31 protein-coding genes and 2 tRNA genes are annotated in these 25,119 nt (G+C 71.4%); 16 read left to right on the forward strand and 17 right to left on the reverse strand.

Annotated features, from left to right (window positions below; translation table 11 throughout):
- The 5 genes from SFY69_10560 to SFY69_10580 all read left to right on the forward strand — a co-directional run.
- Window positions 1–298: helix-turn-helix domain-containing protein (locus tag SFY69_10560; GenBank protein ID MDX2132480.1), on the forward strand; the 298-nt coding region annotated here is incomplete at its 5' end.
- 572 nt (window positions 299–870) lie between these two features.
- Entirely contained in the window at window positions 871–1,110 is a 240-nt protein-coding gene (locus tag SFY69_10565; GenBank protein MDX2132481.1) for a hypothetical protein, read from the forward strand.
- The gene (locus SFY69_10570; protein ID MDX2132482.1) at window positions 1,107–1,262 is read left to right on the forward strand and encodes a hypothetical protein; all 156 of its coding nucleotides are present in this window, start codon (window positions 1,107–1,109) and stop codon (window positions 1,260–1,262) included. The genes SFY69_10565 and SFY69_10570 overlap by 4 nt, the downstream gene beginning before the upstream one ends.
- A complete protein-coding gene (locus tag SFY69_10575; protein ID MDX2132483.1) occupies window positions 1,259–2,404 on the forward strand; it encodes a ferric reductase-like transmembrane domain-containing protein in 1,146 nt (381 codons plus the stop codon). The genes SFY69_10570 and SFY69_10575 overlap by 4 nt, the downstream gene beginning before the upstream one ends.
- Window positions 2,397–3,176, forward strand: a complete 780-nt coding sequence (locus SFY69_10580) for a hypothetical protein (GenBank protein ID MDX2132484.1) — start codon at window positions 2,397–2,399, stop codon at window positions 3,174–3,176. The genes SFY69_10575 and SFY69_10580 overlap by 8 nt, the downstream gene beginning before the upstream one ends.
- Before the next feature lie 89 nt (window positions 3,177–3,265).
- On the opposite strand, the gene mscL is transcribed toward SFY69_10580, so the two are convergent.
- Together mscL and SFY69_10590 are read right to left on the reverse strand one after the other, a co-directional pair.
- Window positions 3,266–3,700, reverse strand: a complete 435-nt coding sequence (mscL, locus tag SFY69_10585; GenBank protein ID MDX2132485.1) for a large-conductance mechanosensitive channel protein MscL — start codon at window positions 3,698–3,700, stop codon at window positions 3,266–3,268.
- A gap of 64 nt (window positions 3,701–3,764) precedes the next feature.
- Complete coding sequence (locus SFY69_10590; protein ID MDX2132486.1) at window positions 3,765–4,787, reverse strand: DUF481 domain-containing protein; 1,023 nt, start codon at window positions 4,785–4,787, stop codon at window positions 3,765–3,767.
- Between the two features lie 122 nt (window positions 4,788–4,909).
- On the opposite strand from SFY69_10590, the gene SFY69_10595 reads away from it, so the two are divergent.
- Window positions 4,910–4,984, forward strand: a tRNA-Met gene (locus tag SFY69_10595).
- Between the two features lie 113 nt (window positions 4,985–5,097).
- Here the strand turns inward: SFY69_10595 and SFY69_10600 are convergent.
- Window positions 5,098–5,523 (reverse strand): hypothetical protein, encoded by a 426-nt coding sequence (locus SFY69_10600; protein MDX2132487.1) that lies wholly within the window; start codon window positions 5,521–5,523, stop codon window positions 5,098–5,100.
- Window positions 5,523–6,197 (reverse strand): DUF433 domain-containing protein, encoded by a 675-nt coding sequence (locus SFY69_10605; GenBank protein ID MDX2132488.1) that lies wholly within the window; start codon window positions 6,195–6,197, stop codon window positions 5,523–5,525. The genes SFY69_10600 and SFY69_10605 overlap by 1 nt, the downstream gene beginning before the upstream one ends.
- A 268-nt stretch (window positions 6,198–6,465) precedes the next feature.
- Between SFY69_10605 and SFY69_10610 the strand changes: the two genes are divergently transcribed.
- A tRNA-Ser gene (locus SFY69_10610) sits at window positions 6,466–6,526 on the forward strand.
- A gap of 65 nt (window positions 6,527–6,591) precedes the next feature.
- Here the strand turns inward: SFY69_10610 and SFY69_10615 are convergent.
- Complete coding sequence (locus SFY69_10615) at window positions 6,592–6,798, reverse strand: hypothetical protein (protein MDX2132489.1); 207 nt, start codon at window positions 6,796–6,798, stop codon at window positions 6,592–6,594.
- Between the two features lie 53 nt (window positions 6,799–6,851).
- On the opposite strand from SFY69_10615, the gene SFY69_10620 reads away from it, so the two are divergent.
- The 3 genes from SFY69_10620 (at window position 6,852) to SFY69_10630 (ending at window position 9,196) form a co-directional block, all read left to right on the forward strand.
- Entirely contained in the window at window positions 6,852–7,607 is a 756-nt protein-coding gene (locus SFY69_10620) for an endonuclease/exonuclease/phosphatase family protein (GenBank protein ID MDX2132490.1), read from the forward strand.
- A gap of 197 nt (window positions 7,608–7,804) precedes the next feature.
- Entirely contained in the window at window positions 7,805–8,197 is a 393-nt protein-coding gene (locus SFY69_10625) for an HU family DNA-binding protein (protein MDX2132491.1), read from the forward strand.
- A gap of 132 nt (window positions 8,198–8,329) precedes the next feature.
- Window positions 8,330–9,196, forward strand: coding sequence for a pseudouridine-5'-phosphate glycosidase (locus SFY69_10630; GenBank protein ID MDX2132492.1), 867 nt, complete (start codon window positions 8,330–8,332; stop codon window positions 9,194–9,196).
- A 23-nt stretch (window positions 9,197–9,219) separates the two neighbouring features.
- Here the strand turns inward: SFY69_10630 and SFY69_10635 are convergent, their stop codons facing one another.
- Genes SFY69_10635 through SFY69_10645 form a run of 3 tightly spaced genes read right to left on the reverse strand, consistent with a single transcriptional unit; the run spans window position 9,220 to window position 11,232 of the window.
- Window positions 9,220–9,621, reverse strand: a complete 402-nt coding sequence (locus SFY69_10635; protein ID MDX2132493.1) for a hypothetical protein — start codon at window positions 9,619–9,621, stop codon at window positions 9,220–9,222.
- Window positions 9,614–10,180, reverse strand: coding sequence for an RNA polymerase sigma factor (locus tag SFY69_10640; GenBank protein MDX2132494.1), 567 nt, complete (start codon window positions 10,178–10,180; stop codon window positions 9,614–9,616). Before SFY69_10640 ends, SFY69_10635 begins: the two co-directional genes overlap by 8 nt.
- A gap of 2 nt (window positions 10,181–10,182) precedes the next feature.
- Complete coding sequence (locus SFY69_10645) at window positions 10,183–11,232, reverse strand: hypothetical protein (GenBank protein ID MDX2132495.1); 1,050 nt, start codon at window positions 11,230–11,232, stop codon at window positions 10,183–10,185.
- A 179-nt stretch (window positions 11,233–11,411) separates the two neighbouring features.
- Between SFY69_10645 and SFY69_10650 the strand changes: the two genes are divergently transcribed.
- The gene (locus SFY69_10650; GenBank protein ID MDX2132496.1) at window positions 11,412–12,695 is read left to right on the forward strand and encodes an amidohydrolase family protein; all 1,284 of its coding nucleotides are present in this window, start codon (window positions 11,412–11,414) and stop codon (window positions 12,693–12,695) included.
- Between the two features lie 111 nt (window positions 12,696–12,806).
- Window positions 12,807–14,747 (forward strand): oligopeptide:H+ symporter, encoded by a 1,941-nt coding sequence (locus SFY69_10655; protein ID MDX2132497.1) that lies wholly within the window; start codon window positions 12,807–12,809, stop codon window positions 14,745–14,747.
- Here the strand turns inward: SFY69_10655 and galK are convergent.
- From galK to SFY69_10670, 3 genes are read right to left on the reverse strand one after another with little or no spacing between them, the layout of a single operon-like run.
- The gene (gene galK / locus SFY69_10660) at window positions 14,744–15,964 is read right to left on the reverse strand and encodes a galactokinase (protein ID MDX2132498.1); all 1,221 of its coding nucleotides are present in this window, start codon (window positions 15,962–15,964) and stop codon (window positions 14,744–14,746) included. The two genes, SFY69_10655 and galK, sit on opposite strands and share 4 nt — an antisense overlap.
- Window positions 15,961–16,755 carry a hypothetical protein gene (locus SFY69_10665; GenBank protein MDX2132499.1) on the reverse strand — a complete coding sequence of 265 codons (795 nt, stop codon included), beginning with the start codon at window positions 16,753–16,755 and terminating at the stop codon, window positions 15,961–15,963. Before SFY69_10665 ends, galK begins: the two co-directional genes overlap by 4 nt.
- 37 nt (window positions 16,756–16,792) lie before the next feature.
- Window positions 16,793–17,995: a hypothetical protein gene (locus SFY69_10670; protein MDX2132500.1), complete on the reverse strand. Its 1,203-nt coding sequence runs from the start codon at window positions 17,993–17,995 to the stop codon at window positions 16,793–16,795.
- A 73-nt stretch (window positions 17,996–18,068) separates the two neighbouring features.
- Between SFY69_10670 and SFY69_10675 the strand changes: the two genes are divergently transcribed.
- Window positions 18,069–19,145 carry an agmatinase family protein gene (locus tag SFY69_10675; protein ID MDX2132501.1) on the forward strand — a complete coding sequence of 359 codons (1,077 nt, stop codon included), beginning with the start codon at window positions 18,069–18,071 and terminating at the stop codon, window positions 19,143–19,145.
- On the opposite strand, the gene SFY69_10680 is transcribed toward SFY69_10675, so the two are convergent.
- The 6 genes from SFY69_10680 to SFY69_10705 all read right to left on the reverse strand — a co-directional run bounded on the left by SFY69_10680 (window position 19,142) and on the right by SFY69_10705 (window position 22,991).
- Window positions 19,142–19,822 (reverse strand): site-2 protease family protein, encoded by a 681-nt coding sequence (locus SFY69_10680; GenBank protein MDX2132502.1) that lies wholly within the window; start codon window positions 19,820–19,822, stop codon window positions 19,142–19,144. The genes SFY69_10675 and SFY69_10680 overlap by 4 nt on opposite strands.
- Window positions 19,823–19,902: 80 nt before the next feature.
- Window positions 19,903–20,280 (reverse strand): 50S ribosomal protein L20, encoded by a 378-nt coding sequence (gene rplT / locus SFY69_10685; protein MDX2132503.1) that lies wholly within the window; start codon window positions 20,278–20,280, stop codon window positions 19,903–19,905.
- 78 nt (window positions 20,281–20,358) lie between these two features.
- The gene (locus SFY69_10690) at window positions 20,359–20,646 is read right to left on the reverse strand and encodes a bL35 family ribosomal protein (protein ID MDX2132504.1); all 288 of its coding nucleotides are present in this window, start codon (window positions 20,644–20,646) and stop codon (window positions 20,359–20,361) included.
- A 126-nt stretch (window positions 20,647–20,772) separates the two neighbouring features.
- Complete coding sequence (locus tag SFY69_10695) at window positions 20,773–22,008, reverse strand: hypothetical protein (protein ID MDX2132505.1); 1,236 nt, start codon at window positions 22,006–22,008, stop codon at window positions 20,773–20,775.
- Complete coding sequence (locus tag SFY69_10700) at window positions 22,005–22,640, reverse strand: RNA polymerase sigma factor (protein MDX2132506.1); 636 nt, start codon at window positions 22,638–22,640, stop codon at window positions 22,005–22,007. Before SFY69_10700 ends, SFY69_10695 begins: the two co-directional genes overlap by 4 nt.
- Window positions 22,641–22,685: 45 nt before the next feature.
- Window positions 22,686–22,991 (reverse strand): DUF4286 family protein, encoded by a 306-nt coding sequence (locus SFY69_10705; GenBank protein ID MDX2132507.1) that lies wholly within the window; start codon window positions 22,989–22,991, stop codon window positions 22,686–22,688.
- Window positions 22,992–23,076: 85 nt separating this feature from the next.
- On the opposite strand from SFY69_10705, the gene SFY69_10710 reads away from it, so the two are divergent.
- The 3 genes from SFY69_10710 to SFY69_10720 are packed head-to-tail and all read left to right on the forward strand — an operon-like array spanning window position 23,077 to window position 25,105.
- Window positions 23,077–23,703 (forward strand): sigma-70 family RNA polymerase sigma factor, encoded by a 627-nt coding sequence (locus tag SFY69_10710; GenBank protein MDX2132508.1) that lies wholly within the window; start codon window positions 23,077–23,079, stop codon window positions 23,701–23,703.
- Complete coding sequence (locus SFY69_10715; GenBank protein ID MDX2132509.1) at window positions 23,700–24,173, forward strand: hypothetical protein; 474 nt, start codon at window positions 23,700–23,702, stop codon at window positions 24,171–24,173. Before SFY69_10710 ends, SFY69_10715 begins: the two co-directional genes overlap by 4 nt.
- Window positions 24,170–25,105 (forward strand): hypothetical protein, encoded by a 936-nt coding sequence (locus SFY69_10720; protein ID MDX2132510.1) that lies wholly within the window; start codon window positions 24,170–24,172, stop codon window positions 25,103–25,105. Before SFY69_10715 ends, SFY69_10720 begins: the two co-directional genes overlap by 4 nt.
- The last annotated feature ends 14 nt before the right edge of the window (window positions 25,106–25,119 follow it).

Raw genomic sequence — 25,119 nt, forward strand, 5'->3', positions numbered from 1 at the left:
CGATCAGGCCACCGACCGCGAAAGCCCCGGACGTCGCGAGGTCCGCCTGACGCCGATGGAGTTCAAGCTCCTGGCGTTCCTGGTCAAGCACGCGGGCAAGGTGCTCACCCACCAGATGATCCTCAAGGAGGTCTGGGGTCCCCAGCACGCCAGCGACGTGCAGTACCTCCGTGTGTACGCGGGAGAGCTTCGCAAGAAGCTGGAGGTCGATCCCGCACAGCCGCGGTTCATCGTCACCGAGCCTGGGGTGGGCTACCGCCTCGCGGAGGCGCGCAACACACCGATCCCCCCTGCGTGACCGTGTGCAAATGCTCTACGCCACAAGCGACTAGGTCTTGCTGGGGCGGTTCTCCGATTGTTCAGTTTCCTGCCCGTCCTCGGGCCCGCGATATCGTTCGATTACGCACTCAAAACTGTCCCCAAAAGTGTCCCCAGAACAGCAGCTCCGAATCGCGCCGATCCAAGAGATGGCTATTCGAACCGCTTCTCCGAAGGCCTGTTTTTGCAGTGGTTTAGGCAATAATGCACGATTGGCGGCTCGAAGGAGAGACCGCGCCCATCGACTCCCCCCCTCTCCGCTTGCAGTGCGCGGGCGAAGCGGACGACGCGGCTTCGCCGCGGGCGTGCGGCGCGAATTCCAATCGCGGCAGACCCGGTACTCAGGCCCTGAAGAGGGACCCCGTAGCGGGGCTCCGAGGCGAGACGCCGAGCGGGGTGCTGGACACGGACATGACGCGAAGTGCGCGCGCCGACGCCGCGGGGTTTGCCCCGGGTAGGGCGTGTGCGGGTAGTGGTGTGACGTTCTCGGGTCCAGTAGCATCCAAGCGGGGCGCCGGCGGCACAGGCCGCGGTGGCCGCGTGGGGATGTGCATGGCACGGCAGGTGGCGGAGATCGTGGTGCTGGTGGCGGCGGCGTACGCGGGCGTGGGCGTGGTGTTCGCGCTGGCGTTCGTGGTGCGCGGCGTGCAGCGTGTGGATGCGGGGGCCGCGGGGTCGGGGGTGCTGTTCCGGGCGCTCATCTTCCCGGGCGTGGCGGCGTTGTGGCCCGTGATGCTGCGGAAGTGGGTTTGGGCGCCGCGCGGCGCGTCGGGCGGGGGATCGCACGCATGACGCGGTCGCATCGGCGGTGGCACTTGCGGGCGTGGCTGGTGCTCGGGCCGGCGGCGATCGTGCTGCTGGTGGCGGCGGTGGTGTCGCGGGCGCGGGCGGAGGCGGCGCTGGATGCGTCGGGCGCGCAGCGGGCGGCGGAGGGGGCCCCGTGAGCGTCGGTTATACGTGGGTGCAGTGGAGCCCGCACAAGCGGGTGTACGACGCGGTGATGGCGGCGGGCGCGGTGGCGTACATCGCGGCGTTCGTGGGCGTGGGCAAGGTGATCTGGACGGGTGCGCACTCGATCAGCGACGAGGTGCTGGTCATGCGGGCGCTGGGGTCGTGCGGGTTCGGGCTGCTGACGCTGATCCTGTGCATTGGGCCGCTGGCGCGGCTGCACCGCCGGTTCCTGCCGGTGCTGTACAACCGGCGACACCTGGGCGTGATGACGTTCCTGATCTCGCTGGTGCATGGCGTGGTGGCGATCGGCTACTACCACGGGTTCGGCGTGCTGAACCCGCTGGTGTCGCTGCTGTCGATCAACACCGGGTTCGGCTCGCTGCGGACGTTCCCGTACCAGACGCTCGGGCTGGCGGCGCTGACGATCATGTTCCTGCTGGCGGCGACGAGCCACGACTTCTGGCTGAAGAGCCTGTCGGCCTCTGCGTGGAAGCGCCTGCACATGCTCGTCTACGGGGCGTACGCGCTGCTCGTCGGGCATGTCGCGCTGGGCGCGCTGCAGGCCGATCGCGGGTGGGGCGCCACGGCGGTCGTGCTCGCGGGGGTCGGCCTGGTGACGGGGCTTCACCTGGCGGCGGGACGGCGCGAGGTATCGCACGACAGCGCGAACGCGCCGAGCGCGGAGGACGGATGGATCGACGCGGGCCCGGCGTCGACGATCCCCGAGGGTCGCGCGCGGACGGTGTGCGCGGCGGGGGGCGAGCGGATCGCGGTGTTCCGGCATGCGGGGGGCGTGAGCGCGGTGACGAACCTGTGCGCGCACCAGGGCGGGCCGCTGGGCGAGGGGAAGGTGATCGACGGGTGCATCACGTGCCCGTGGCATGGGTGGCAGTATCGCCCGCAGGACGGGTGCGCCCCCCCACCGTTCGTGGAGAAGGTCGCGACGTACCAGGTGCGGATCGTGCGGGACCGGGTGCTGGTGAACCCCAAGGCGAATGCGCCGGGGACGCCGGTGGAGCCGGCGCGGGTGAACGACGTGGAACGATCGGGCCGGGCATCGTCGGGTGGCGCGTCGGATGGAGCGCGGGCGTCGGATGGAGCGCAGGCGTCGGGCGCGGGGGGCGAGCATGCCTAGTTCGACGGACGAGACGCGTGCGGCGGCGGGGCCGGACGAGATCTACGTGGGCTATCTGCCGGTGCCGCCCGGGCAGAAGCGGTTCTTGAAGGTGGTTGTGCCGCTGGTGCTGGGGGCGCTGGGGTTCATGGCGCTGGCGCTGGCGTGGACGCAGCCGGACCCCGGCGGGGCGGTGTGGGACGACGGGCGGCTGCGGACGTTTGAGGGCACGCTGCGCGCGACGCCCTACCCGATGCTCGAGGCGGAGGACCGGGGCGATGGGAAGCCGGGAACGCTGCTGATCGTGGAAGTCGGGAAGTTCTCCGGGGGGCAGCGTGCGGCGCCGTTCGACGGGCAGCGGGTGACGATTTCCGGGTGGCTGCTGCATCGCGACGAGCGGTTCATGATCGAACTCGAGCCGGGCGAGGGGGCGATCAGCCCGGCGGGCGGCGCGCCGGCGCCGGCGCCCGAGGCGCGGCGGCTGGGGCGCATGACGCTGCGCGGGGAGATCGTGGACTCCAAGTGCTACCTGGGCGCGATGAAGCCCGGCACGGGCAAGACGCACAAGGAGTGCGCGATCTTGTGCGTGACGGGCGGGATCCCGCCGTCGCTGGTGACGCGCGATGAATCGGGCGCGATGACGTTCTACCTGCTCGAGGGCGCGGACGGCGGGGCGCTGGACGAAGCGGCGTACCCGTTCATCGCGGACCCGGTCGAGGTGACGGGCGAGGTTGAAGAGCGCGCGGGGCTGCTGCGCCTGCGGGTGTCGACGAGCGACATTCGGAGGCTGTGAGGCAGCGGGACTGGGGAGCGGGCACGAGAGACCGGTGAACGCAGAGCCGCGACGCCACGGCAGAAGGCATCGCGGCGCGCAGCAGGAGCCTACTGCTGGCGCGCGAGCAGGTCGCGGATCTCGGTGAGGAGCTTCTGATCGGGCGTGGGGCCGGGCGGGGGCGGCGCGGGGACGGGGCCCTTGAGCTTGTTGACGATCTTCACGAGGATGAAGACGGCGAGGGCCATGAGGAAGAAGTCGATGCACACCGAGATGAACTTGCCGTAGGTGATGGCGACTTCGGCGATGGCGGCCTGGGTGACGACGCCGCCGGCGTCCTTGACCTCGGGCGCCGCTTCCTGAAGGATGAGCTTCTGATCGCTGAAGTCGACCTTGCCGGCGGCCATGCCGATGGGCGGCATCATGATGTCGGAGACGAACGACCCGGCGAGCTTGCCGAAGGCGCCGCCGATGATGACGCCGACGGCCATGTCGAAGACATTGCCACGCACGGCGAAGTCACGGAACTCTTTGACGATGCTCATCGGGTGTGCTCCTCTGGGAGGGCCGGAGGATACTGCGCCGCGGCAGGGTGTGCACGCCCTGGGCTCAGAACTCCCAGCCGAGCGTGACGAAGAAGTCGACGTCGTTGCGCCGGGTGTTCGCGCCCGGGTCGCTCGAGTAGCGGTCGGTGACGCCGACTTTGAGGTTGGTCTTGCTGTCGGGGTCCAGGAGCACTTCGAGCCCGGCGGATGCATTGGCCCGGTGCTGCGGCCAGTCGCTCAGGCTGGGGAAAAACTCGGCGGACGCGAAGAAGCGGGTGCGCTCGGTGAACTTGTGCTCGAAGTCGGCGCCGGCGAGCAGCTCGGGTTCCAGGCCTTCGTCGTCGCCGCCGATCTCGTAGGCGGCGCCGGCACCCGCGCGCAGGCGGAGCGAGGTCGAGTCGGTCTTGACGAGTTGGTAGCTCGGGCCGGCGGAGGTCGAGAGACGCCAGTCCCAGTCCTGGAACTCGTCGTACTCGGCCTTGGCCTGCGCGAAGTAGCCCCAGCGCGAGTCGGGGATGTTCCAGTCGTTGCGGATGAAGGCCTCGCCCCGGCTGGTGCTGGTGGTGCCGGCGTCGGCGGCGTAGACGTAGCCGATGGAGCCGGTGGTTTCGAGGCGCTCGGTGGTGCGCTTGGCGGTGACGACGCCGCGGAGCGAGAGGTTGTCGCTGTTGCCTTCGGAGCCGTTGGCGCCGAGGTTGACGGCGCCTTTCCAGCCGCGGAGCCAGGAGGTGGGCTGCGGGAGCGCGTCGGGCTCGTCGGGCGGCATGTCGGCGCCGGGGGGCGGGACGTCGGTCGGGACGGCGGCCGGCGCGGAGGGATCGACCGGCGGCGCGGACGCGTCAGCGGCGGGCGGCTCGTTGTCGCGTCGGAAGGACTCCACGCCGTCGCGCGGGATGGTGAGCGTGCCGAGCACGGCGTGGTCGAGCGTGAGGGAGGAATCGGAGACGGCGCGGATCGTGCCGCGGAGGCGCTCGCCGGAGGTGAGGACGACCTCGTCTTGGACGCAGGGGGCGGCGTGTGGGGCTGCGATCGCCGGGCCGCCGAGCGCGGCGAGAAGGGAGAAGAGACACGTCCGGCGGATGGCCATGGGGCTTCCTTTCGGGGCGGGCGGTCGGGTTTAGGAGGGCGTGCGCGGGGCGGATGGACCCGGCGGATCGAGCGGCCTGTGGGATCGACCCGGGGGCGCTCGTGCGTAGAATACGCCGCAACGCCGAGGTAGCTCAGCTGGTTTAGAGCGCTGGATTCATAACCCGGAGGTCGGCGGTTCGAGTCCGCCCCTCGGCATTACCGATAGGGTCCGACGATCGCGTGCTCGTCCGCGAGGTCCACGCGCGGGCGGTGTACGTCGAGTCGATTCAGTGTCCGGGGGCGGCGTGGTATGTTCGGAAAAGCGAGATCTACTTGCGCTTCGCACTTCCGAGATCGCGGGTGTGCGCCTCGAACTCAACCTTCGATGCGGTAACAGGGATCTTGTAGACGCTCGGGCGTGGCGGACTTGCTGCCTTCACGACCTCGGGCCAAACTTTGATCGCCTTCCATGCAAACTCTTCCCACTTGAGATCGAACCAGCCTCCCGCAAACAGGAAGAACGTGATCGGGATGCCGCGAAGAACTTGAAGTTCCGCTTGGTTGCGGAGGATTCGCCCATCTCCCGAGACAACAACGGGAACCGGCGCGCGCTTCGCAATCGCCTCTAGCCATTCGGTATCGGGAGTCGTCTTCTCAAAGAGATCATCGTGATAGACGACGTTGTGCGCGCGGTCGTAGTGCCCAAGCATTCGGGCCAGTTTTTCGGGCACGTTGCGGTCGATGAAGAAGTCCATCACGCAGCACAGGGAGCAAACTCGCCCTCGAACGCAACAGCCTGCCTGACCGCTTCGGGCGATACGTCGAACAAGTCGGCAACAAGGTCGGCGTCCTCACCGTTGGCGAAGTACGACCGGGCGAGGACGAACGTAGTAGTCCCTTCGGAAGCGATGACGGGCTTCCCGAAGGAACGCGCGGGGTCGATGACGACTCCATTCGCGATGTGCCAGCGTGCAGCGGTTTGCGTGTCGGGAGCGTACTCGATTTGCTTCAAGTACGGCTTCAAGATCTCGGGCATCGCCCGTTGTCCGCTCAACACCTCTTGCAGGTGCGAATCCCCCTCGACGAGGTCCACCGTCTCCATGAAGATCGTCCGCCCGTCGGTGAAAAGGCGTCGATGACTAAACGGGTGTGGTGTGCCGAGCGAGTCCCGCAACCGTCCGTAGACGCGGCGGATCGTTTGGAGTGAGACGCCCTCATCCCGGAACCTGCCCACCACAAGGAGATCGACGAGGTCGAGGAAGGAGAGGGCGTAGCGGCGATCGACGGGTGGAAGGTCGGGCTTGAACAGTCGATCGCGGCGATCCTGCCCTCCGCCCCCCATCCAGCGATTCGCGGTGCGCACGTTGACCCTCGCGAAGCGACAAGCCTCGGGAATCCCATACGCGCCTAGACCGACCAGACTCTTCACGGCAAACTCTCCGGCTCATCCGCTCTTCGGCGGGAAGGAACCCTAGGACGTCCCGACGTCGGGCACTATGCGGGCAGGTCCGCGAATCCCATGCCACTCTCATCGGACACCCGAAGCGCTGTGCGCAATCCGGTATTGACCGGATTCGGATTCTCGACCCCCTTTGGCGCGTCCAGAACCGGGCATGACTTGACCGGATTATCCCGGCTTGCGATCCGTGCGATAGTGCGGTATACTCTGACGAATCAAGCGTTTACGGCGTGGCTCGGCCATGCGAGAAAATCGGATTCATAACCCGGAGGTCGGCGGTTCGAGTCCGCCCCTCGGCACTTCACTTTCGCCCAGACGTTGAGCAGGTCGACGGCCGCCGGTGCGCGTCTGTCGCGCGGCGGGCTCAGTGCACTTTCTTGCAGATCGTGCAGGCCATGGGGCTGGGCAGTTTCTTATTCAGGTCGCGGATCTGTTTGAGGACGTTGTCCATGGTCTTCTGGGCGAAGGCTTTGTCCTGCGCGTTGGGATACTTGTCGCGTTTGGTCAGGTGCTCGTGGTAGGCCTTGAACTGGCCTTCGAGTTTGGTGCGGACGTCCTTGTTGTCGCCCATGGCAAGATCTCCGTGCCGCGGTGTGGAGGGTACCACACGTCTACGCTCGCGCGATGGGCGAGGGAACGACGAGGTTTGTGGCGTGGAACATCCTGCACGGGGGCGGGGCGGCGCGGACGGCGCCGATCGCGCTGGCGCTGCGGGAGATGGGCGCGGACGTGCTGGTGGTGACGGAGTTCCGCGTGACGCGGGGGTCGCAGATTCGCGGGGTGCTGGCGGACGCGGGGCTGGAGCACCAGGTGGTGTCGGGGGGCGTGGAGGGGAACGGGGTGCTGCTGGCGAGCCGCTGGCCTCTGGGGGGCGCGGCGGCGTCGCCGGCGGGGTTCCAAGGGCGGTGGCTGGAGGCGTGGTGCCCGGCGTTGGACATGACGATCGTGGGTGTGCACGCGCCGGACGACACGACGTGGGCGCGCAAGGCGGCGTTCTGGGGGCACCTGATCGACCTGGCGCGGACCGCGTGCGACCGGCGGGTGATGGTGCTGGGCGACATGAACGCGGGGCGACGCGGGCAGGACGGGCTGTTTTTCAAGGGTGAGGCGCTGCTGGGGCAGTTTTTGACGCTGGGGATGCGTGACGCGTGGCGGCATCTGCACCCGGGCGCGCGGGAGGTGTCGTGGGCGGGCGCGTGGGGCGCGGGGCGGTTGGACGCGGCGTATGTGACTGCGCCGCTGTGGGATGCGGTGATCGACGCGCGGTTCGCGCACGCGTGCCGGACAGAGGGATTGTCGGATCACAGCCCGCTGATCGTGACGCTGCGGGGGCGCTGCGCGGCGGGCGGTGAGCGTGGCAACGGGCTGTTTTCTGCGTGAGAAACGCGCGCGACTTTGTGAATGTGTGCAGGCTCGCGGTGGAAACAGCCGAAAAAACGCACGAAATCAGGCGGATTGAACGCGGGGGCCCCTTGCACGCCTCATCGGGAGGTGCTACAAGAACGCCTTCGTCCGGCGAATACACGCCGATTCCGCAGAGGCGTGCGAGCGAAGGCTCCGCACCGGGAGGATCCCAGATGGCGAAGAAAGTTGCCGCGAAGAGCGCACCCAAGGCCGCACCGAAGCCGGCGCCCAAGCCCACGAAGATCGTGGCGAGCGCGAAGCCTCGCAAGAAGGGTGAGCTGTTCAACCTGCTCGCGGAGCACGCGGGCCTGAAGCGCAAGGACGTGGCGAACGTCTTCGACGTGCTGGGCAAGATCATGGCGGTTGACCTCGCCAAGCCGGGCAAGGACAAGCCGAAGATGTTCGTGGTGCCCGGGCTGATGCGGGTGAAGAGCGTGTTCAAGCCCTCGCAGCCGGAGCGTCGCGGGATCGACCCGTTCACCAAGACGGAGAAGACGTTCAAGGCCAAGCCGGCGAGCACGGCCATCCGCATCCGCCCGCTCAAGGGCCTGAAGTCGATGGTCTGACGATCGCGGCCGAGCCCGATCGGGGCGTCGGACAGTGTGCACGATCCATACCCGCCGCGAGGGCGGGTTTTTTGTTGCGCGACGGCGGCGCGGGTTGACTCGTTCGGCGGCGCACGCCGGGTAGACTGGGCCATGAACGTACTTCGACGGGCGGGCCCACGCGGGGTGGCACTGGAGACGACGCTGCTGCTGCACGGCGTGCCGCGGGAGCGGGCGCTCGGGCTGGCGCGCGAGTTGGGCGAGGTGGTTCGCGCGGGCGGGGGCGAGCCGGCGATCGTCGGCGTGCTGGGCGGGCGGGCGGTGGCGGGGCTGACGGAGGCGGAGCTTCGGACGCTGCTGGACGCGGGCGACGTGCCGAAGGTGAACGCGTCGAACCTGGGCGTGGTGATGCACCGGGGCGGGCACGGCGCGACGACGGTGAGCGCGACGATGGAGATCGCCGCGGCGGCGGGGCTGCGCGTGTTCGCGACCGGCGGGCTGGGCGGGCTGCACCGCGGGGACGGCTCGATCGACATCAGCGCGGACCTGGGCGCGTTCACGCGGTTTCCGGTGGCGGTGGTGTCGAGCGGGGTGAAGGGGCTGCTGGACGTCGAGGGGACGCGCGAGTTGCTCGAGGCGCTGGGCGTGTGCGTGGTGGGCTTCCGCACGGACCGGTTCCCGGCGTTCTATCAGCGCGAGAGCGGGGCGCGGGTGGATGCGCGGTTCGACGACGAGGCGGACCTGGCCCGGTTCCTGCGGTGCGAACTGGCGCGGACCGGGCGGGGCGTGCTGGTGGCGAACCCGGTGCCGACAGAGGCCGAGATCCTGCCGGATGAGTGGCGCGCGTGGCTCGCGGAGGCGATGAATCGGGCCGGGGGCGCGAGCGGGCGCGACGTGACGCCCCGAGTGCTCGCGGGGCTGCACGAGGTGTCGGGCGGGCGGACGCTCGAGGCGAACGTGGCGCTGGTCAGGGACAACGCGCGGCTTGCCGGACGGCTGGCGGCGGCGTGGCTCGGGTAAGGCGCAAGGATGATTGCCCGCCGTCAGCGGCTGGCGAACCAGTCGCGGACGGCCTCGGGCGAACGCAGCGTGCCGACGCGGAGGTTCGAGGGCGTCCAGCGGACGCTTGCGTCGCGCGTCGGGACACGTGCCACGCGCACCGGCGGCACTGGGCGGGGCGCGTCTGCGGGCGGGGCGAGGGTGATGACCCGGGGCCGCAGGTGCAGCGGCTCGGGTGGACGCGTGAGCAGGGCGATGGAGATGGCGGCGGTGAGCGCGAGGGCGGCGCCGGCGCCGATGGCGGGCAGACGGGTCTTCCAGCGCCGGTGCGTGACGCGCCGGGCGAACGCGGTGAAGGCGGGATCGCCGGCGGGCTGGTCGTTCGCGGCGGAGCGCCCCCAGTCGTCGAGGCGCGATTCGAAGTCGGTGGCGCGCGGGTCAGGCATGGCGGACCTCCAGTGCATTGTTCGCGCGTGCGGGGCGGGGCGGGGCGGCCACCGTGCCGCGGAGGGTGTCGAGGGCGAGTTGGTACCGCGAGAACGCGGTCGTGCGGGGGATGTCGAGCGAGAGGGCGATCTGGTCGAACGAGAGGCCCGCGACGTGGCGGAGCACGACCGGCTCGCGCAGGCGTCGGGGGAGTGCTTCCACCGCCCGGGCGATGTCGGCGGACTGGTCCGGGGATGCGTGCGTGCCCGGCGCGGGCGCGGCCCGGCGGCGGCGTCGCTCGCGTGCGGCGGAGCGGGCGTGGGTGAGGGCGAGATGGCGCGCGACGCCCAGCAGCCAGGCGCGGACGTTCTCGACGCTCGCGAGCGTGCGCTCCGGGGTTTCGAGCACGCGGCAGAAGGTGTTCTGCACGACGTCGTCGCAGGTGGCGTCGCGATCGGCGGCCCCGAGCACGGCGCGCGCGAACGCCCGGACGACCGGGGCGTGTGAGGCCCAGAGCGTCCGGGCGGCGGCGGGATCTCCCCGGGCCGTGCGGAGCAGGGTGTCGCGATCGTGCGGCATGGTTACTTCACGTCGCGGAGGATCGCGCGGGTGGCGTCGAGTTCGGCGCGGTTCTTGCGGTCGGCCTGGAGGAGGCGCGAGGCGGAGGCGCCGATGACCGGGGCGAGCGGGCCGTACTCCAGGGCCTGGGATCGGGCCTCGAGGTCGGCGATGCGTGCTTCGGCGTCGGGGGCGTCGAAGGCCTGGAGGATGTCGGCGTAGTAGGAGCGGGTGCGGGCGATCTCGCGGTTGGCGCCGACCGCGTCGAGCACGCGGAGCACCTCGAGGTTGGGTGCGCCGCCCGCGTCGACGCCCACGCGCGTCAGCGTGTCCACGAGGGCCTCGCCGGCGTCGGGGCCTGTCGCGACGCGGCGGAACGAGTCGGCGAGGACCTCGCCCTCGGTGGCGAGAGCGCGGCGGATGCCGAAGGGGTCGCGCTGGTCGTAGCGGTCGAGTTCGGCGAGGATGGTCCGGGCCTGCGCGGCGGTGAGCCGCCCGGACTTGGCGAGGGCGGCGACCTCGGCGTGTCCGACGCCGGTCACGGCGGCGCTCACCAGCGACGAGATGAGCACGGGCTCGCGCGAGACGTGCAGCGCCACGCGGTAGACACCGGCGGTGCGCTCGACGGCGGCGTCGGTGCGGCCTTCGGCGGTGGCGAGCGAGGCGTCGGCGCCCAGCAGGCGGGCGGAGGCGCGGATCTTCGAGAGGTGCGGGACGACGGCGAGCAGGCCGGAGGTGTACTGCACACCGAAGTCGCACTCGGGCAGGCGCGAGGCGGAGAGCAGGGACTCGACGACGTTGGAGTTCTCGCGGAGGGTGCGCGCCAGGTCGCTCGCGGGATCGACGGGCGTGCCGGAGGAGTACGCCTCGCGGACCTTGTCGGCGAGGTCGGCCGGCTCGGTCGCCCAGATGCGCCAGTAGACGAGGGCCGCGTTGGTCGGGTCGGCGGGGATGGCCGGGGAGAGGGCGCCGCGGGCGTCGGGCGGCTGTGGTGCGGCGGGCTGGGCCGAGGCGAGCCCGGCGGAGCCGAGCAGCAGTGCGAGGGCCAGCGAACGGATCGGTCGGTGCGACATCGTCGTGCTCCTGCGTGGGGTGCGGGGCAGGGCGGGAAGTTCCGCCCCGTCGAGGAACAGACGCCGCCGAGGAGGACGCATCCGAAGAAAGCCGGGAAATCTCGTCGGGTCGTGCGGGCGCGCCGCGGGAAGAGGCGGATGGGCGTGCGTCGGCTCGCGGGGTAACTATACCGGCGGGCATGCATTCCTCCCCCACCGCGAGCGACGTCGTCTTCGAGGGCCAACTGCTGCTGCCTGTGGGCGACGGCCCGCGTGCGCCCGTCTCGCTCGCGTTCGGGCGGGTCGTCGTGCGGGGCGGGGTGATCGAGCAGGTGATCGTGGGAGAGGGCGGGCCGCGGGCCGACGTGGGCGGCGGCGACTACTTCATCGCGCCGGGGTTCGTGGACGCGCACGTGCACCTGGCGCAGTTCGGGGTGATCGGCGCGACCGGCATGCCGCTGCTCGAATGGCTGGCGCGGATGGTGTTCCCGGCCGAGGCGTCGTGGGCGGACGAGCGGGAGGCGGCCGCGCAGGCCGAGCGGGCGGCGCGGAGCCTGCTGTCGTTCGGAACGACGGCGGTGGCGGCGTACGCGACGAGCCACGCGCCGGGGGCAACGGCGGCGTTGCACGTGCTCGCGGAGTTGGGGATGGCGGGGCACGTGGGGCAGGTGCTGATGGATCGCGGCGGGCCGGCGGAGTTGCTCGTGCCGGCGGAGCGAGCGCTGCGCGAAGCGGCGGGGATGCGGGCGCGCGGGCGCGTGTCGCCTGCGGTGACGCCACGCTTTGCGCTGTCGTGCTCGCCGGAGTTGCTCGCGGGCGCCGGGCGGCTGGCAAAGGCGACGGGCTGGCTGGTGCAGACGCACGTGAGCGAGACGATCGAGGAATGCGAGGCGGTGCGGGAGTTGCACGACGCGCCGGACTACGCGAGCGTGTACGACCGGGCGGGCCTGCTGGGGGGGCGAACGCTGCTGGCGCACGGGATCCACCTGAGCGACGATGAACGCCGCCTCATCGCGGGGCGCGGGGCGAGCATCGCGCACTGCCCGACGGCGAACCGGTTCTTGCGGGCGGGGACGTTTGGCCGGGCGCGGGCGCTGGAGGCGGGGGTGGGCGTGTGCTTGGGGAGCGACGTGGCGGGCGGGCCGGAACGGTCGATGGTGCGTGTGGGGCGGGCGATGATCGAGGCGGCGGAGGCGGTGGCGGACGGGCAATCGCGGCGGCCCTCTGACGGGCCGCGCGTGCCGACGCCGGCGGAGGCGTGGTGGCAGATCACCGCGGGGAACGCGGCGGTGCTGGGCCTGGAGGGGTGCGGGCAACTGCGGGCCGGGGGCGATGCGGACGTGGTGGTGTGCCGCCCGGACGCGGGGTGGCGCGATGCGCCCGACCCGCTGTCGTACCTGCTGTACGCGTGGGACGACCGGTGGATCGAGGGCGTGTGGGCGGCGGGGGTCCGGCGGCACGGCGGGCCGGTCGGGGGCGGGTAGCCCGGCGGTTGGGCGGCGCGGGCGAAACGTGAACCCCTCGCGTTGTGCGGGCGCTCTCTGTATGCTCGACGGCTTGAGGTTCGCAACCGCCATCATCGGAGCACCCCTCGCATGAGCGCCGCCGCTACTTCGCCAGCCGCTTCCCAGCCCGCCCCCGGCTCGGGTCCGGAGATGTTCGGGCATCCCACGGGTCTGTTCACGCTCTTCTTCGCGGAGATGTGGGAGCGGTTCTCGTACTACGGCATGCGGGCGCTGCTCGTGTTCTACATGATCAAGGGGTTCTTGGGCTACGGCGACACGGAGGCGTACTCGGTGTACGGGGCGTACACGGCGCTCGTGTACGCGACGCCCTTCATCGGCGGGCTGCTCGCCGACAAACTGCTCGGAGCGCGCAAGGCGGTGGTGCTGGGCGGGCTGCTGATGGCGGCGGGGCACCTGCTGATGGCGGTGGAGAACGAGTACGCCTTCTTCGTGGCGCTGGCGCTCTTGATCTGCGGCAACGGGTTCTTCAAGCCGAACATCTCGACGATGGTGGGCCAGCTCTATCCCAAGGGCAGCGGGAAGCGCGACGCGGGCTTCACGATTTTCTACATCGGCATCAACCTCGGCGCGGCGCTTGCGCCGCTGCTGTGCGGGTACGTCGGCGAGACGTACGGCTGGCACTACGGGTTCGGGCTCGCGACCATCGGCATGCTCATCGGCGTGGCGATCTTTGTGGCGCCGACGGTGGTGACGCAGGGGCTGATCGTGGTCGGAGCGCTGGCCACCGCGGGCAGCATGGTCGTGGTGCAATGGAACGATCCGCTCATGCTGGCGATCTACTCGCCCGTGGGGCTGGCGTTGCTGGTGGCGGCGGGTGCCGCGACGGCGGCGCTGGGCAAGGGCGGGCTGCCCAAGCATGTGGGGCGTTTGCCGGCCCCTGCCGCGGGAAGCGCGCCGCGACTTTCCTTCGGGTTCGCCCAGTTGCTGGTGTACGCGGGGGTGATCGTCGCGGTGCCGATCCTGGCGTTCCTGGTGAGCCGCAACACGCTGGCGGGGTATGCGCTGTCCGGGTTCGGGATTCTGGCGCTGGGGATGATCTTGTTCGAGGCGTTGCGCTCGCCGAAGATCGAGCGAGAGCGGCTGTTCGTCGTCCTGATCCTGATGTTCTTCTCGATGCTGTTCTGGGCGTTCTTCGAGCAGGCGGGCAGCAGCGTGAACAACTTCACGGACCGCAACGTGAACCGCGTCGTGGACGCCGAGACGTTCACGCCGGGGCAGGTCGGCACGACGGTCGAGGTGCCGGCGAACCAGGCGCTGGTGGGGCTCAAGCGTCCCGACGGAAGCACGGTGGTGCTGACGGAAATCGACGGGCTGGTGGAGGCGTATCGGAAGGAGAACGAGGACGCGTTCCTGCGGGGCGAGCGACCGACGGTGTCATGGCAGGTGCTGCCCGAGCACGTGGGCAAGCAGTACGGAGGCCAGGAGGTCAAGGCGTCGATCTTCCAGGCGGTGAACCCTGTCGGCATCATGATCTTCGGGCTGATCTTCTCGGCGCTGTGGGGGCTGATGGGACGATTGAAGTTGGAGCCCAACACGGCGGTGAAGTTCGCGCTCGGGCTGGCGCAGCTCGGCCTGGGGTTCATCGCGTTCTGGTACGGGGCGTCGAACGCGTCCGATCGAGGGATGACCTCGATGATGTTCCTGGCGCTGGGGTATGTGCTGCACACCACGGGCGAGTTGTGTCTGTCGCCGGTGGGGCTGTCGATGGTGACGCGCCTGTCGCCGGCGAGGATGGTGAGCACGGTGATGGGCGGGTGGTTCCTGGCGACGGCGTTCTCGAACTACCTGGCCGGCGCCATCGCCTCGCTGACGGGGGTCTCGCACGGGGAGGATGGCTCTGGCGCCCTGCCCCCGCCGCAGGAGACGGTGGGCGTGTACGGCTCGGTGTTCGGGCAGATCGGCATCGCGGCGTGCGTCTCGGCGCTGATCGTGCTGGCGCTCTCGCCGCTGCTGAAGAAGTGGATGCACGCCGGCGCCGACGCCCCCGAGCCGAGCACGGGCGGGCACTAGCCGGCGTTCGGCGGGGCGCTCGCCCGCGCACCGTCGGACGCACGGACCTCGGTGACGGTGCACGCGCGCCCGAACCGCGCGGCGAAGCGCGAGGCGATGTGCGCCCGCGCGTTGTCGGCCGCGTCGCGGCGGGCGAGCACGACGGCGCTCCCGCCGAAGCCCGCGCCGGTGAGGCGAGCGCCGTAGACCCCCGGGTGCTCGCGTGCGGCGTCGACCACGGCGTCGAGTTCGTCGCACGAGACGCGGTAGTCGTCGCGCAGCGACGCGTGCGAGGCGAGCATGATCGCGCCGAGCGCGGGCCAGTCGCGGGCCGCGAGCGCGCGGATGAACCCGTCCACGCGGTCGCGCTCGCTCAGGACGTGCCGTGCGGCGCGGCGGATGGTGTCGGGCATGGCGAGGATTGCGGCGTCTGTCTGCGGGCCCGATGGGGCGTCGCAGAGCACGCGCACGCCCAGCGCGCGGGCGGCGGTCTCGCACGCGGCGCGGCGATCGGCGTACGCGCCGTCGGCGAGGGCGTGGCGCACTCCGGTGTTCACGACGAGCAGCGCGCACGACGCGGGGTCTGGCGCGGGCACGTACGAGATGGCGGACGCGTCGCCCATCTGCACGCGGTCGCAGGCGATGCGCATGGCGTGCCCGGCTCGTCCGAACACGGAGGCTGCCTGGTCCATGATGCCGCAGGGCACGCCCGCGTAGCGGTGCTCGGCGCGCTGGCAGAGGAGCGCGAGGCGCACGGGCTCGATGGAGAGGCGGCGGCACGCGGCGCACGCGGTGGCGACGCTCACTTCGAGAGCGGCGGAACTCGAGAGGCCCGCGCCCAGGGGCACATCGCCCGCGAAGGCGATGTCGCAGGCGTGGTTCGCATCGGGGCCTTCGGGAGCGATGCCGCGGACCTCGGCGTGGAGTTCGGCGAGCGTGCCCAGGACGTACGGGCGCCAGGCCGGAGCGGCGAGGGCCAGGCTCTCGGGCGAGAGATCTGCGGGCACGCGGAGCATCTCGCCCGAATCTGCGGCCAGCACGCGCAGGAAGCCGGGTTCGCCCGGCGGCCCGACGCACGCGGCGCAGCGCGCGTCGATCGCGATCGGGAGGACGGGCCCGCCGCAGTAGTCGATGTGCTCGCCGATGAGGTTTACGCGGCCCGGCGCGGAGCCGATGACCTCGGGCGGGCGGGCGAAGGCGCGTTCGAACGCGGCCCGCGCGCGAGCGGGGGCGTTCACCGGGCGGCCCCGGCGCCGGCGTCGGCGATCCAGTCGTACGCGACCAGCGCGGTCCAGGCGGCGATCGCCCCGAGCGCGTGCAGGCCCGCGACGAGCGTGAGTCGCTCGCGCGGGAGACGCAGCAGCGCGTGCAGGGTGAGGATGTAGGCGCACGCCGCGGCGGGGATGAGCAGCAGCCGGCCCCAGGCGCCGAGCGCCGGAAGCGTCAGCGCGTTGACCAACTGGAACGCCGCGACGGAGCCGGCGATGGCGGCGATGGCACGCGACCACGAGCCGACGATGACGCCCTGGAAGTGGGCCGCGAGTCGGATGGCGCCCACCCCGACGCCGAAGCCGAGCATGGCGAAGTAGACGACGGACACACCGGCCGCGAGACGCGCGGCGTCGGCGGTGGCGGCCCCCACCGCCGCGGCGACGACGAGCACCGCGATGGCGGCGCCGACGACGATCTCGGGGTCGAGTTTTGAGGGGAGCACGAGCGCGCCGCCGGACGGGTGGTCGTCGTCTTCGTCGTCGTGCGGCACGCCGCCGCTAACGCGGGCGCCGACGGGCCCCGCGGCGGGACGGGGCTTCTTCTTCGCGCGGGGTCGGCCGAGGGCGGCGTCGACTTCCGGGTCGCGTTCGAAGTCGGCGTCTTCGTCGAAGCCCTCGAGGAGGCTGTCCTTTTGCGGTCCGGCGGGGTGCGGATGGGGCTCGAGTTCGTAGACGTCCGAATCGGGGGCGGACGGGTCGGGCGCGGGGGCGTTCTCGTCGGGCGCGGGCTCTTCGGGTGGCGTGGGATCGCTGGGCATCGCGTGCTCCCCGTGGGGTCGCCGGTCGGCGAGGCGGTCAGCGCCGGCGGCCGGTCAGTCCCGATTTCAGGACGAACTCGAGCAGCGTGTGCCCGGGGTCGACCTGCAGGTCTCCCTCTGCCGCGTCCGCTTCCGTCAGGCGCCGGGGCACCACGCCCCGGATCCAGGCGCCGCTGACGACGAAGGGTACGTGCGCGTCGAGCACCCGCCCGGTGGAGGCCTCGACGCGGCGTCCGGGCGTGACGAGGACGCGCCAGTCATCGCCGGCGCGCTCCGCGAGGGCGTCGAGCGCCGGCGCGAGGAGGTCGGCGTCGAGGCGTTCGAGGGCGTCGACCTTGTCGCGCACGTCGCGCGTCGCGCGGGCGGCCGAGGCGTCGTGCACGCAGACAACCTCGTCGTGCCCGGCGGCGTCGCGCGTGCGATCGGCGAGGGCGCCGGGCGCGACGGGCTCGCTGGTCCACCCGAGCAGGCTCGCGACGGCGCACGCATCGTCGGACTCGCTCAGGAATACGCGGCGTCGGTCGGGGGTGCGGGGCGCCGGCGCGGGGCCACCCCCCCACACCCAGGCGAGCGTTGCGCGTCGGAGGCCTTGCTCACGCCGGGCCGCGTTGACCTCGTGGACGCCGAGGACGGCGCGGGCCTCGCGCATGCACCGGGCGAGAACCTGGGCCGGGGCGCGGCGTCCGGTGGGTCCCAGGTCGGCCCACGCGCGTCCGATCACTGCGGACGGGCCTGGGCAGGTGACGCGGTCCCAGGTTTCGCCGGATTGATCGAGCAGCAGGGCGGCGCCCGCGCGGACGTGCGAGACCGTCCAGGCGCCGCAGGGGTCCAAGAGCGAGGCGCGCAGGCGGCTCATGACGGCCTCGACCAGCGCGCGGGTCTCGGCCTGGCTGATGGCGTGGCACCACTGCGCGATTCCCTGCGTCTGGTCGGACTCGCCCTCGCCGAGGAGGTCGAGGCAGAGCGGGACGCCGGGGACGGGGCCGAGGCCCCAGGCGTGGGCGCGGATGGCGCCGCCGGGGAGCGGGACGACGCGAGGGTCTTCGCCGAGCACGCCGGTGAGCCAGGCCCAGTCGTCGCCGCCGACCTCGAGCGGTGCGAAGCGGGCCATGCCGACGCGTCCGGCCTGCGCGAGTGCGTCGAGGCGCGGCGTGCGGGCGACCTCAAGCGGCGTGCGGTCGTCGAGCGCCTCGGAGGGCTCGTCGGTGGCGCCGTCGATGATGACGAAGAGGTACCGCACGCGAGGGCCAGCGTATCGCGTGCGCGGGGAGGCGGACGGCTACGCTGGCGTCCTGCACGAGTGGAGGTGACGCATGCCGTTCGATCCTGACGCCGCGGCGCAGCCCGGGGCGGGCATCTTTGGGTTGCCTGAGAACGCGGCGGACGCGGGGGTGGTGCTGGTGCCGGTGCCGTTCGACGCGACGACGTCGTACCGGCGAGGCACGGCGGGCGGGCCGCGCGCGGTGTTCGAGGCGTCGATGCAGGTGGATCTCTTCGACCCGCGACTGGGGCGGGTGTACGAGCGCGGGATCGTGATGCAGCCGGAGGATGCGAAGATCCGGCGAGCGAACGCGGAGGCGCGCCGGGCCGCGGACCCGATCATCGCGCGGGGCGGGGTCGAGCCGGACGCGCCGGTGCCGGCGTCGGTGCGTCGGTCGCTGGCGAAGGTGAACGCGGCGTGCGAGCGCGTGAACGAGATCGTCGACGCGCGCGTGAGCGAGATTTTGGAGGCGGGGCGCGTTCCGGGGGTGCTGGGCGGCGAGCATTCGGTGCCGTTCGGGGCGATCCGCGCGGTGGCGCGGCGGTTCCCGGGTGTGGGCATCCTGCACGTGGACGCGCACATGGACCTGCGCGAGGCGTTCGAGGGGTTCGCGTGGTCGCACGCGTCGATCATGCACAACGTGCTGACGCGCCTCGCGGGCGTGGCGCACGTGGTGCAGGTGGGCATCCGCGACTTCGGCGAGCGGGAGCGCGCGTTCGCGCTCGAGCAGGGGTCGCGGGTGCGGGTCTGGTACGACCATGAACTGGCCGAGGCGCTGCTGGAGGGCGAGCGGTGGAGCGTGCTCGCGGCGAAGATCATCCGGTCGCTGCCGCGCCAGGTGTACGTGTCGTTCGACATCGACGCGCTGGACCCGTCGCTGTGCCCGCACACGGGCACGCCGGTGCCGGGGGGGCTGTCGTTCCACCAGGCGTCGCTGCTGCTGGAGGCGTTGCGGGCGAGCGGGCGCACGGTGGTGGGCTTTGATCTCGTGGAGGTCGCGCCGGGTGCGAAGGGTTCGCCCGAGTGGGACGCGAACGTCGGCGCGCGCGTGCTGTACAAGTTGTGCGGGCTGGCGGGGAGCGTCGAGCCGACGGGGCGCCGCCGTGCGGGCGGCCGGCCGGCTCGCTAGATGGGGGATCGCCAGTCACCGCCGGCGAGCGTGAGCCCTGCGCGCACGGCGAAGGCCGCGGTCGTGTGCACGGCCTCCCAGACGTACCGCCCGCCGAAGAGGAAGAGCGCGGCGAACGCGGCCATGCCGTACATGGCGGCGTTGGGCCCTTCCCAGATGCGCCGGTAGGCGGGGACGAGGCTGCGGAGGATGTGCGAGCCGTCGAGCGGGGGGACGGGGAGCAGGTTGAACATGAAGCCCATGAGGTTGATCATGAGGCCGGTCCAGAGCACGGTGTGGACGTTGGCGTGGAAGGGATCGGGCGTGGAGGTCATGAACGTGAGCCAGGCGACGTCGAGCACGAGGCAGACGGCCGCGAGCAGCAGGTTCATGGCGGGGCCGGCGAAGGAAACCTTGGCGTCGTCGTAGCGCCCGCGGAAGTTGGCGGGCTGGACGGGCATGAGCCCCCAGGTGAATCCGAAGAGCGCGAGCATGATCCACGCCCAGGGGAATGGGATGTGGACGGTGGGGTTCCAGGTCATGTGCCCGGAGCGGATGGGGACGTCATCGCCGCAGAGGATCGCGACCCAGCCGTGGGCGAGTTCGTGGAGGGTGATGGAGACGATGACCCAACCGAGCCACGCGAGCGCGAAGACGGGGTTGAGGTGCCAGATGTCGCTGAGCCACCAGCCGGTCATGGGCGGAGCGTATCTGCACGCGCGCGAAATATCTCAGGCGCGTGGGCGACAGCGCCGCGGGGCCCGCCGGGGGACGGGGCTCAGGCGGTCTTGGCGGGGGTGGCGCGGCTGGCCTGCACGGCGCTCTGGCAGATCGTGTCGAAGAGCTTGGGGTCTTCGATGGCGATCTGGCTGAGCATCTTGCGGTTCAGGAGGATGCCGCTGCGCTTGATGCCGTTGAGGAAGAGGCTGTAGCGGGTGCCCCGCATGTGGCAGGCGGCGGTGATGCGCGTGACCCAGAGGCGCCGGTAGTCGCGCTTGACGCGGCGGCGGTCGCGGAAGCGGTAGACGCCCGCGCGGACGAGCGCGTTGACGGCGTGGTACTTGTTCTTGGACTTGACGCCGAAGTACCCGCGTGCCTTGCGGAGGACACGCTTGCGGGCCTGGGCGCGGGCGGCGCCTTTGCGGACACGAGGCATCTCGAGGCTCCTTCAATCACGCCGCGTGCGGGGCGGAGGGGCGGCCCTCCGGCTTCAAGCCCGACGGGCAGGGATCGGTTACGAACTCTTGGCGGCCTGACGGGCGGCGCGGCGCTGGGCGGGCGAGGGGCTGCGGCGCATCGCCGACTTGGGCTGCGTTCGCCCGCGCAGTCGGCGGTACAGCAGTTTCTCGAGGCGCTTCGTGTCCGCCGAGGCCATGTACGGGTCCTTGCGCATCTGGAGGAGGCGCTGTCCGCCCTTGCCCGAGCGCAGGTGCTTGTGACCGGCCATGCGATGACGGACCTTTCCGGTCTTGGTGATCCGGATGCGCTTCAGCAGGCCTTTGTGGCTCTTGTTCTTGGACATCCAGCGGGCTCCGCGTGCGATTCGACCGCCCGACACGAAAAGTCGCGCCGGGCAGGGTCAGGATGCTAGGCGTCAGCCCCGCCGGGTTCTACCACCCGTGGGCGGGCGCGTTCGCCGGGGAGCGGGTCACGGCGTGAGGAACGCGTCTTCCTCGGAGGAGGGGAACTCGCGCCCGCGGATCTCGATGAAGCCCTCGCGGACGCCGCGACGCCCCAGTTCGAGCGCGGTCTGCTCGGCGAGCTGCATCGGGGTGGTCAGCCAGATGTTGTCGCCGTCGACGACCGGGGAGGTGACCCAGCCGCCCGAGCCGTCGTTGCGCAGGACCCATTGGCCCTTGCCGCCGTGGTTGGCGGAGTTCTGCCCGGCGACCCAGGCGGACCCGGCCAGGACGCTGCGGACGACGGGCGACGCGTCGGCGAGGATGACGAGGCGGGGGCCCTGCGACCAGCGCGGGCGGCTCTCGCCGAACATGTTCTGATAACTGTACGAAACCTCGGAGATGCAGGACCAGTCTTCGGCGTTCGTCGGGCAGCGGCCGGCGGGGGCGGCGTCGTTGTTCGGGCAGGCCATCGCCGTAAGCGTGGTGTACTGGAGTTTGGGCAGACGGAAGAGATTGGCGGAGTTGGACTTTCCGGGCCCGCCGCCGACCTCCCACCACGCGCCGCCACCAAGGCCGGCGGCGGCGACGGGCAACTGGTCGCGATAGTCGTTGGAGTACATGCCGAAGGCACCGGCGAGCGTGGCGTAGTTGGTGCCGCACGCGCCCCGGGCCTGGTGCGAGCGGACGGTGGAGACCATCGGGACGAGGATGGAGGAGGCGATGAGCAGCGTGGCGGCGACGGAGACGAGATCGCCCAGGCGGAAGCCGCCGAACACGGCGCGCGAGGAGCGGTCCTGGCGGCGGACGCGGATGGGCACGCCCGACAGCGTGCGCTCGACGAGCGAGGGGTTGGAGATGGCGGGCCCGGCCGAGGCCGTGAGGAGCGAGCCGATGAGGGCGAGTCGCTCGGCGCGTGGGCGGAGCGAAGCGGGGACGCGCTCGGGGCTGAATCGTTCGGTGACGAAGGCGTCGAGGGCGTCCTGGTCGTCGGTGGAAAGGGCCGGCTCCCGGGCCGGGGCGGCGCGGAGCACGCGAGCCATGGTGACATCCGCGAGGGTTGCGGGGTCGCGGGCGCGCAGGCCGGGATCGGCGCGATCGAGCAGGGAGAGGAGTGAGACGATGCGATCGGCCCGGTGTCGGCGCTCGTCCGAGACGCGGCGCGGGTCCCAGCCTGCGGAGCAGATGTCGTCGAGAGCGTGCTGGTCGGCGGGAGAGAGCCGGTGCTGATTGAAGTCGGTCGGATGGGCGTGGTCGGTGGTCATGGCGTGTGAGGCGGCGTCCTGGGGTGGTCTTCTGTCGAACCTCGTGCGCGGGCGAGCGCGTCCCACTTTTTCGCGAACGCGGCGACGGCCGCGTGGAGTCGAGATTTCACGGTGCCGAGCGGGATTCCCAGTTCGTCGTGCATCTGTGCGTAGCTGAGGCGTTGGAAGTAGGCCAGGAGCAGGATTTCTCGGAGGAGCGGGGGCATCTCGTCGAGGGCTTCCTGGACGAGCCGGCTTGTCTCCTCCGCGTCGAGCCGGGCGTCGGGCCCGGGCAGGTTGATCTCCATCAGGTCGACGTAGGACGTGCCCGAGTCGTCGGAGCCGTTGTCGACCGGGGCGGAGAGTTCCAGCATCCTCCGCCGTCCCTTCCTACGGAGGTAGTCGCGCGCTTTGTTCGCCGCGATCGTGAAAAGCCAGGGACGAAAGCGGCGCGTGGGGTCGAATGTGTCGGCGGAGAGGTGAATCTGGAGAAAGGTCTCCTGGAAGACGTCCTCGGCGCCGGCGGCGTCGCCGGCCAGGCGGATGAGGAACCGCATGAGTTCCGCCTGGTGGCGTTCGATGAGCGTTCGGAGGGCGCCCCGGTCGCCGGTCCGATACTGCTCGAACAGTACTTCGTCGCTGGCCTGCTCCACCCGGCCCCTTTCCGCACGGCGCTGATTGAAGGACGCCCGGCAATACTACAGGATCGTTCCGAGTGTGCGTTCGAATCGCACCCCCCGCGTGCCGAAGCGCTGGACGCCCTCGGCCCGCAGCGCGGGGGCGACCTCCGCGACATAGCGGTCATAAGCCGCCCGGTCAGGGAAGACGTACCGCGTGATGACCTGCGGTGGTGCGGCGGGCTCGAGCACGAGGACGACCTCGGCGGCGAGCGCGCCGCCCCGGACGACGGCGGCGGTGTGCCCGTCCTGAAGCCACCGAACATACTCTTGACGAACGGCATCGTCCGGAAGAAACGCGGCGACCGTGTAGACGACCTGGTGCACGGGGGAAACCTAGGCTCGGGCGCCGGGAAAAGGCAATGAGCGGGCGGCGGCGGCGTTGTGCGCCGGGCAAGGAGTTCGACAGGCGATGGGGCATGAACATCCCCGGCACGAAGAAGCCGTCGGCTCTGCGCTGCCGTCCGGAGGGGACGGACCCGACGCCGACCTGGCGCGCGTGCTGCGCGAGGCGGCGGGCGGGAGCCAGCAGGCGTGGGGCGTGCTGGTGGGGATGTACGGGCGGCGGATCTTCGCGCTCGCGAAGAGCCGCTGCAGGAAGCGCGAGGTGGCGGAGGACATCACGCAATCGGTGCTCGCAACGGTTGCGACGAAGCTGTCGAGCGGGGAGTACGTGGAACAGGGCCGGTTCGAGGCGTGGCTGTTCCGGGTGGTGATGAACCGCGTGCGCGACCATGTGCGGTCGGTGCGGCGGCGTCCGGAGATGGCGGCGGGCGAGGCGGTGGAGGGCGTGGCGGCGAGCGGGCATGCCGCGACGGGCGGGAGCGAGTTGGACGCGCTGCGGAGCGCGATGGATCGTCTGGCGGACGCGGACCGGGAGGTCATCGAGTTGCGTCACCACGGGGGCATGAGTTTCAAGGAGATGGCCGAGATGCTGGGCGAGCCCCTGGGCACCTTGCTGGCGCGTCACCACCGGGCGCTGCGCAAGCTGCGGGAAATGATGGAAGCGGCGGAGGTTCGCGGGGAGGTCACGACATGACGCACAACGAACACACACACGACACGCCCGACGCCCTGATGGCGTCCCGCCTCGACGCGCTGGCGCGTGCGGAGCGCGCCGAGCCCGACGCCGGGTTCGAGGCGCGCCTGACGGCGGCGACCGTGGGGCGGCTGCGAGCCGCGCCGGTGATGGCGATTGCGCATGCGCCGGACGAAGTCGGCTCGGTGCGCCCGGCGGGGCGCCACCGCGCGGGCGGCGGGTGGCGGGCGGGCCTGCGCGTGGCCGCGGTGCTGGGTCTGGCGGCGGTGGCGGGCACGGCGATCCTGGGTCGTCTGGGCGGGGAGCCCGGGGCGCCGCCGGTCGTCGCGTCGCTGGCGGACGTGTCGGACGAGGATCTGTCGCTGGTGTTCGACGACCGCGCGATGACCGTGCTCTTCAGCGAGGCGGACGCCCTGGCGGAGTCGGTGCGGTCGCTGGACGAGGACGATGTGCTAGGAGGCGCGCTGTGAGGAAGCCGATGGTCGCGGCGTTGGTGCTCGTGATGGCGTGCGGCGCGGCTGCGGCGCAGCCGGCGGGCCCGGGGGGGGCTCCACCTCCGCCGGCGGACGTGCCGCGCGCGGGGTTCGGGAACGGCGAAGAACTCAAGCGGCGGCTGGAGCGCTGGCTGGACGAGATGGACGAGCGCGAGCAGCGGATACGAGACGCGCTGACGCGTCTGGAGGCCGGGGAAGAGCCGCGCGAGGTCGTGCGCGGGCTCGAGGGGATCTTGCGGATGGGCGCGCGCCTGGAGCCGGGCCGGGGCGAGGGCCCGCGGGGCGAGGGTGCGGAGCGGCGGTTCGGGCCGGACGGACCGGATGGGCCGGGGCCGGGCGACGATCGTCCGCGGCCTCGGGAAGGGGAGGGCTGGGGCCTGGCGGGCCCCGGGCAGCCCCTGACCCCCGAGTCACGCACGCGAGTTCTGAAGTTCCTGGGCGAGGTCATGCCCCAGTTCGCGAAGCGCCTGGAGCAGTATCGGGAGGTTGATCCCGAGGCGGCGGACCGGTTCCTGGGGCGCATCGCGCCGCGACTGCAGGACGCGGCCCGCCTGCGGAACAGCGATCCCACGCTGTTCGCGCTGCGCGTCGACGAGGTTCGTGCCGGGGTCGAGGTTATCGAGGCGATCCGCGAGGTGCGCCGGGCGCAGAGCGCGGGCGAGGACCTCAAGGCCCCCACCGCGCGTCTGCGCGAGACGATGGTGGCGCAGAACGAGGCTCGCTCGAAGTTGATGGCGCACGAGATCACCGTGCTCGAGAAGCGCATCGAGTCGATGAAGGGCGAACTGCGCCAGCGCGACACAGATGCGGCCGAACGCATTGATGATGTGGTGCGGCGCGTGCTCGAGGGACGGGGCGGCGAAGAGGGTCCCGGGCGTCCGGGCGGTCGGCCGGGGCGCAAGCCCTGAAGCGGGTGCCTGGG

It is taken from the genome of Planctomycetota bacterium, assembly GCA_033763975.1.
Lineage (GTDB): Bacteria > Planctomycetota > Phycisphaerae > Phycisphaerales > UBA1924 > RI-211.

Excerpts from the sequence above, each read along its gene's own strand:
- SFY69_10565 (MDX2132481.1), top strand. The coding sequence starts at position 871 with ATGGCACGGCAGGTGGCGGAGATCGTGGTGCTGGTGGCGGCGGCGTAC.
- SFY69_10570 (MDX2132482.1), top strand. The coding sequence starts at position 1,107 with ATGACGCGGTCGCATCGGCGGTGGCACTTGCGGGCGTGGCTGGTGCTC.
- SFY69_10580 (MDX2132484.1), top strand. The coding sequence starts at position 2,397 with ATGCCTAGTTCGACGGACGAGACGCGTGCGGCGGCGGGGCCGGACGAG.
- mscL (MDX2132485.1), bottom strand. The coding sequence starts at position 3,700 with ATGAGCATCGTCAAAGAGTTCCGTGACTTCGCCGTGCGTGGCAATGTC.
- SFY69_10590 (MDX2132486.1), bottom strand. The coding sequence starts at position 4,787 with ATGGCCATCCGCCGGACGTGTCTCTTCTCCCTTCTCGCCGCGCTCGGC.
- SFY69_10600 (MDX2132487.1), bottom strand. The coding sequence starts at position 5,523 with ATGGACTTCTTCATCGACCGCAACGTGCCCGAAAAACTGGCCCGAATG.
- SFY69_10615 (MDX2132489.1), bottom strand. The coding sequence starts at position 6,798 with ATGGGCGACAACAAGGACGTCCGCACCAAACTCGAAGGCCAGTTCAAG.
- SFY69_10620 (MDX2132490.1), top strand. The coding sequence starts at position 6,852 with ATGGGCGAGGGAACGACGAGGTTTGTGGCGTGGAACATCCTGCACGGG.
- SFY69_10625 (MDX2132491.1), top strand. The coding sequence starts at position 7,805 with ATGGCGAAGAAAGTTGCCGCGAAGAGCGCACCCAAGGCCGCACCGAAG.
- SFY69_10630 (MDX2132492.1), top strand. The coding sequence starts at position 8,330 with ATGAACGTACTTCGACGGGCGGGCCCACGCGGGGTGGCACTGGAGACG.
- SFY69_10635 (MDX2132493.1), bottom strand. The coding sequence starts at position 9,621 with ATGCCTGACCCGCGCGCCACCGACTTCGAATCGCGCCTCGACGACTGG.
- SFY69_10640 (MDX2132494.1), bottom strand. The coding sequence starts at position 10,180 with ATGCCGCACGATCGCGACACCCTGCTCCGCACGGCCCGGGGAGATCCC.
- SFY69_10645 (MDX2132495.1), bottom strand. The coding sequence starts at position 11,232 with ATGTCGCACCGACCGATCCGTTCGCTGGCCCTCGCACTGCTGCTCGGC.
- SFY69_10650 (MDX2132496.1), top strand. The coding sequence starts at position 11,412 with ATGCATTCCTCCCCCACCGCGAGCGACGTCGTCTTCGAGGGCCAACTG.
- SFY69_10655 (MDX2132497.1), top strand. The coding sequence starts at position 12,807 with ATGAGCGCCGCCGCTACTTCGCCAGCCGCTTCCCAGCCCGCCCCCGGC.
- SFY69_10665 (MDX2132499.1), bottom strand. The coding sequence starts at position 16,755 with ATGCCCAGCGATCCCACGCCACCCGAAGAGCCCGCGCCCGACGAGAAC.
- SFY69_10675 (MDX2132501.1), top strand. The coding sequence starts at position 18,069 with ATGCCGTTCGATCCTGACGCCGCGGCGCAGCCCGGGGCGGGCATCTTT.
- SFY69_10680 (MDX2132502.1), bottom strand. The coding sequence starts at position 19,822 with ATGACCGGCTGGTGGCTCAGCGACATCTGGCACCTCAACCCCGTCTTC.
- rplT (MDX2132503.1), bottom strand. The coding sequence starts at position 20,280 with ATGCCTCGTGTCCGCAAAGGCGCCGCCCGCGCCCAGGCCCGCAAGCGT.
- SFY69_10690 (MDX2132504.1), bottom strand. The coding sequence starts at position 20,646 with ATGTCCAAGAACAAGAGCCACAAAGGCCTGCTGAAGCGCATCCGGATC.
- SFY69_10695 (MDX2132505.1), bottom strand. The coding sequence starts at position 22,008 with ATGACCACCGACCACGCCCATCCGACCGACTTCAATCAGCACCGGCTC.
- SFY69_10710 (MDX2132508.1), top strand. The coding sequence starts at position 23,077 with ATGGGGCATGAACATCCCCGGCACGAAGAAGCCGTCGGCTCTGCGCTG.
- SFY69_10715 (MDX2132509.1), top strand. The coding sequence starts at position 23,700 with ATGACGCACAACGAACACACACACGACACGCCCGACGCCCTGATGGCG.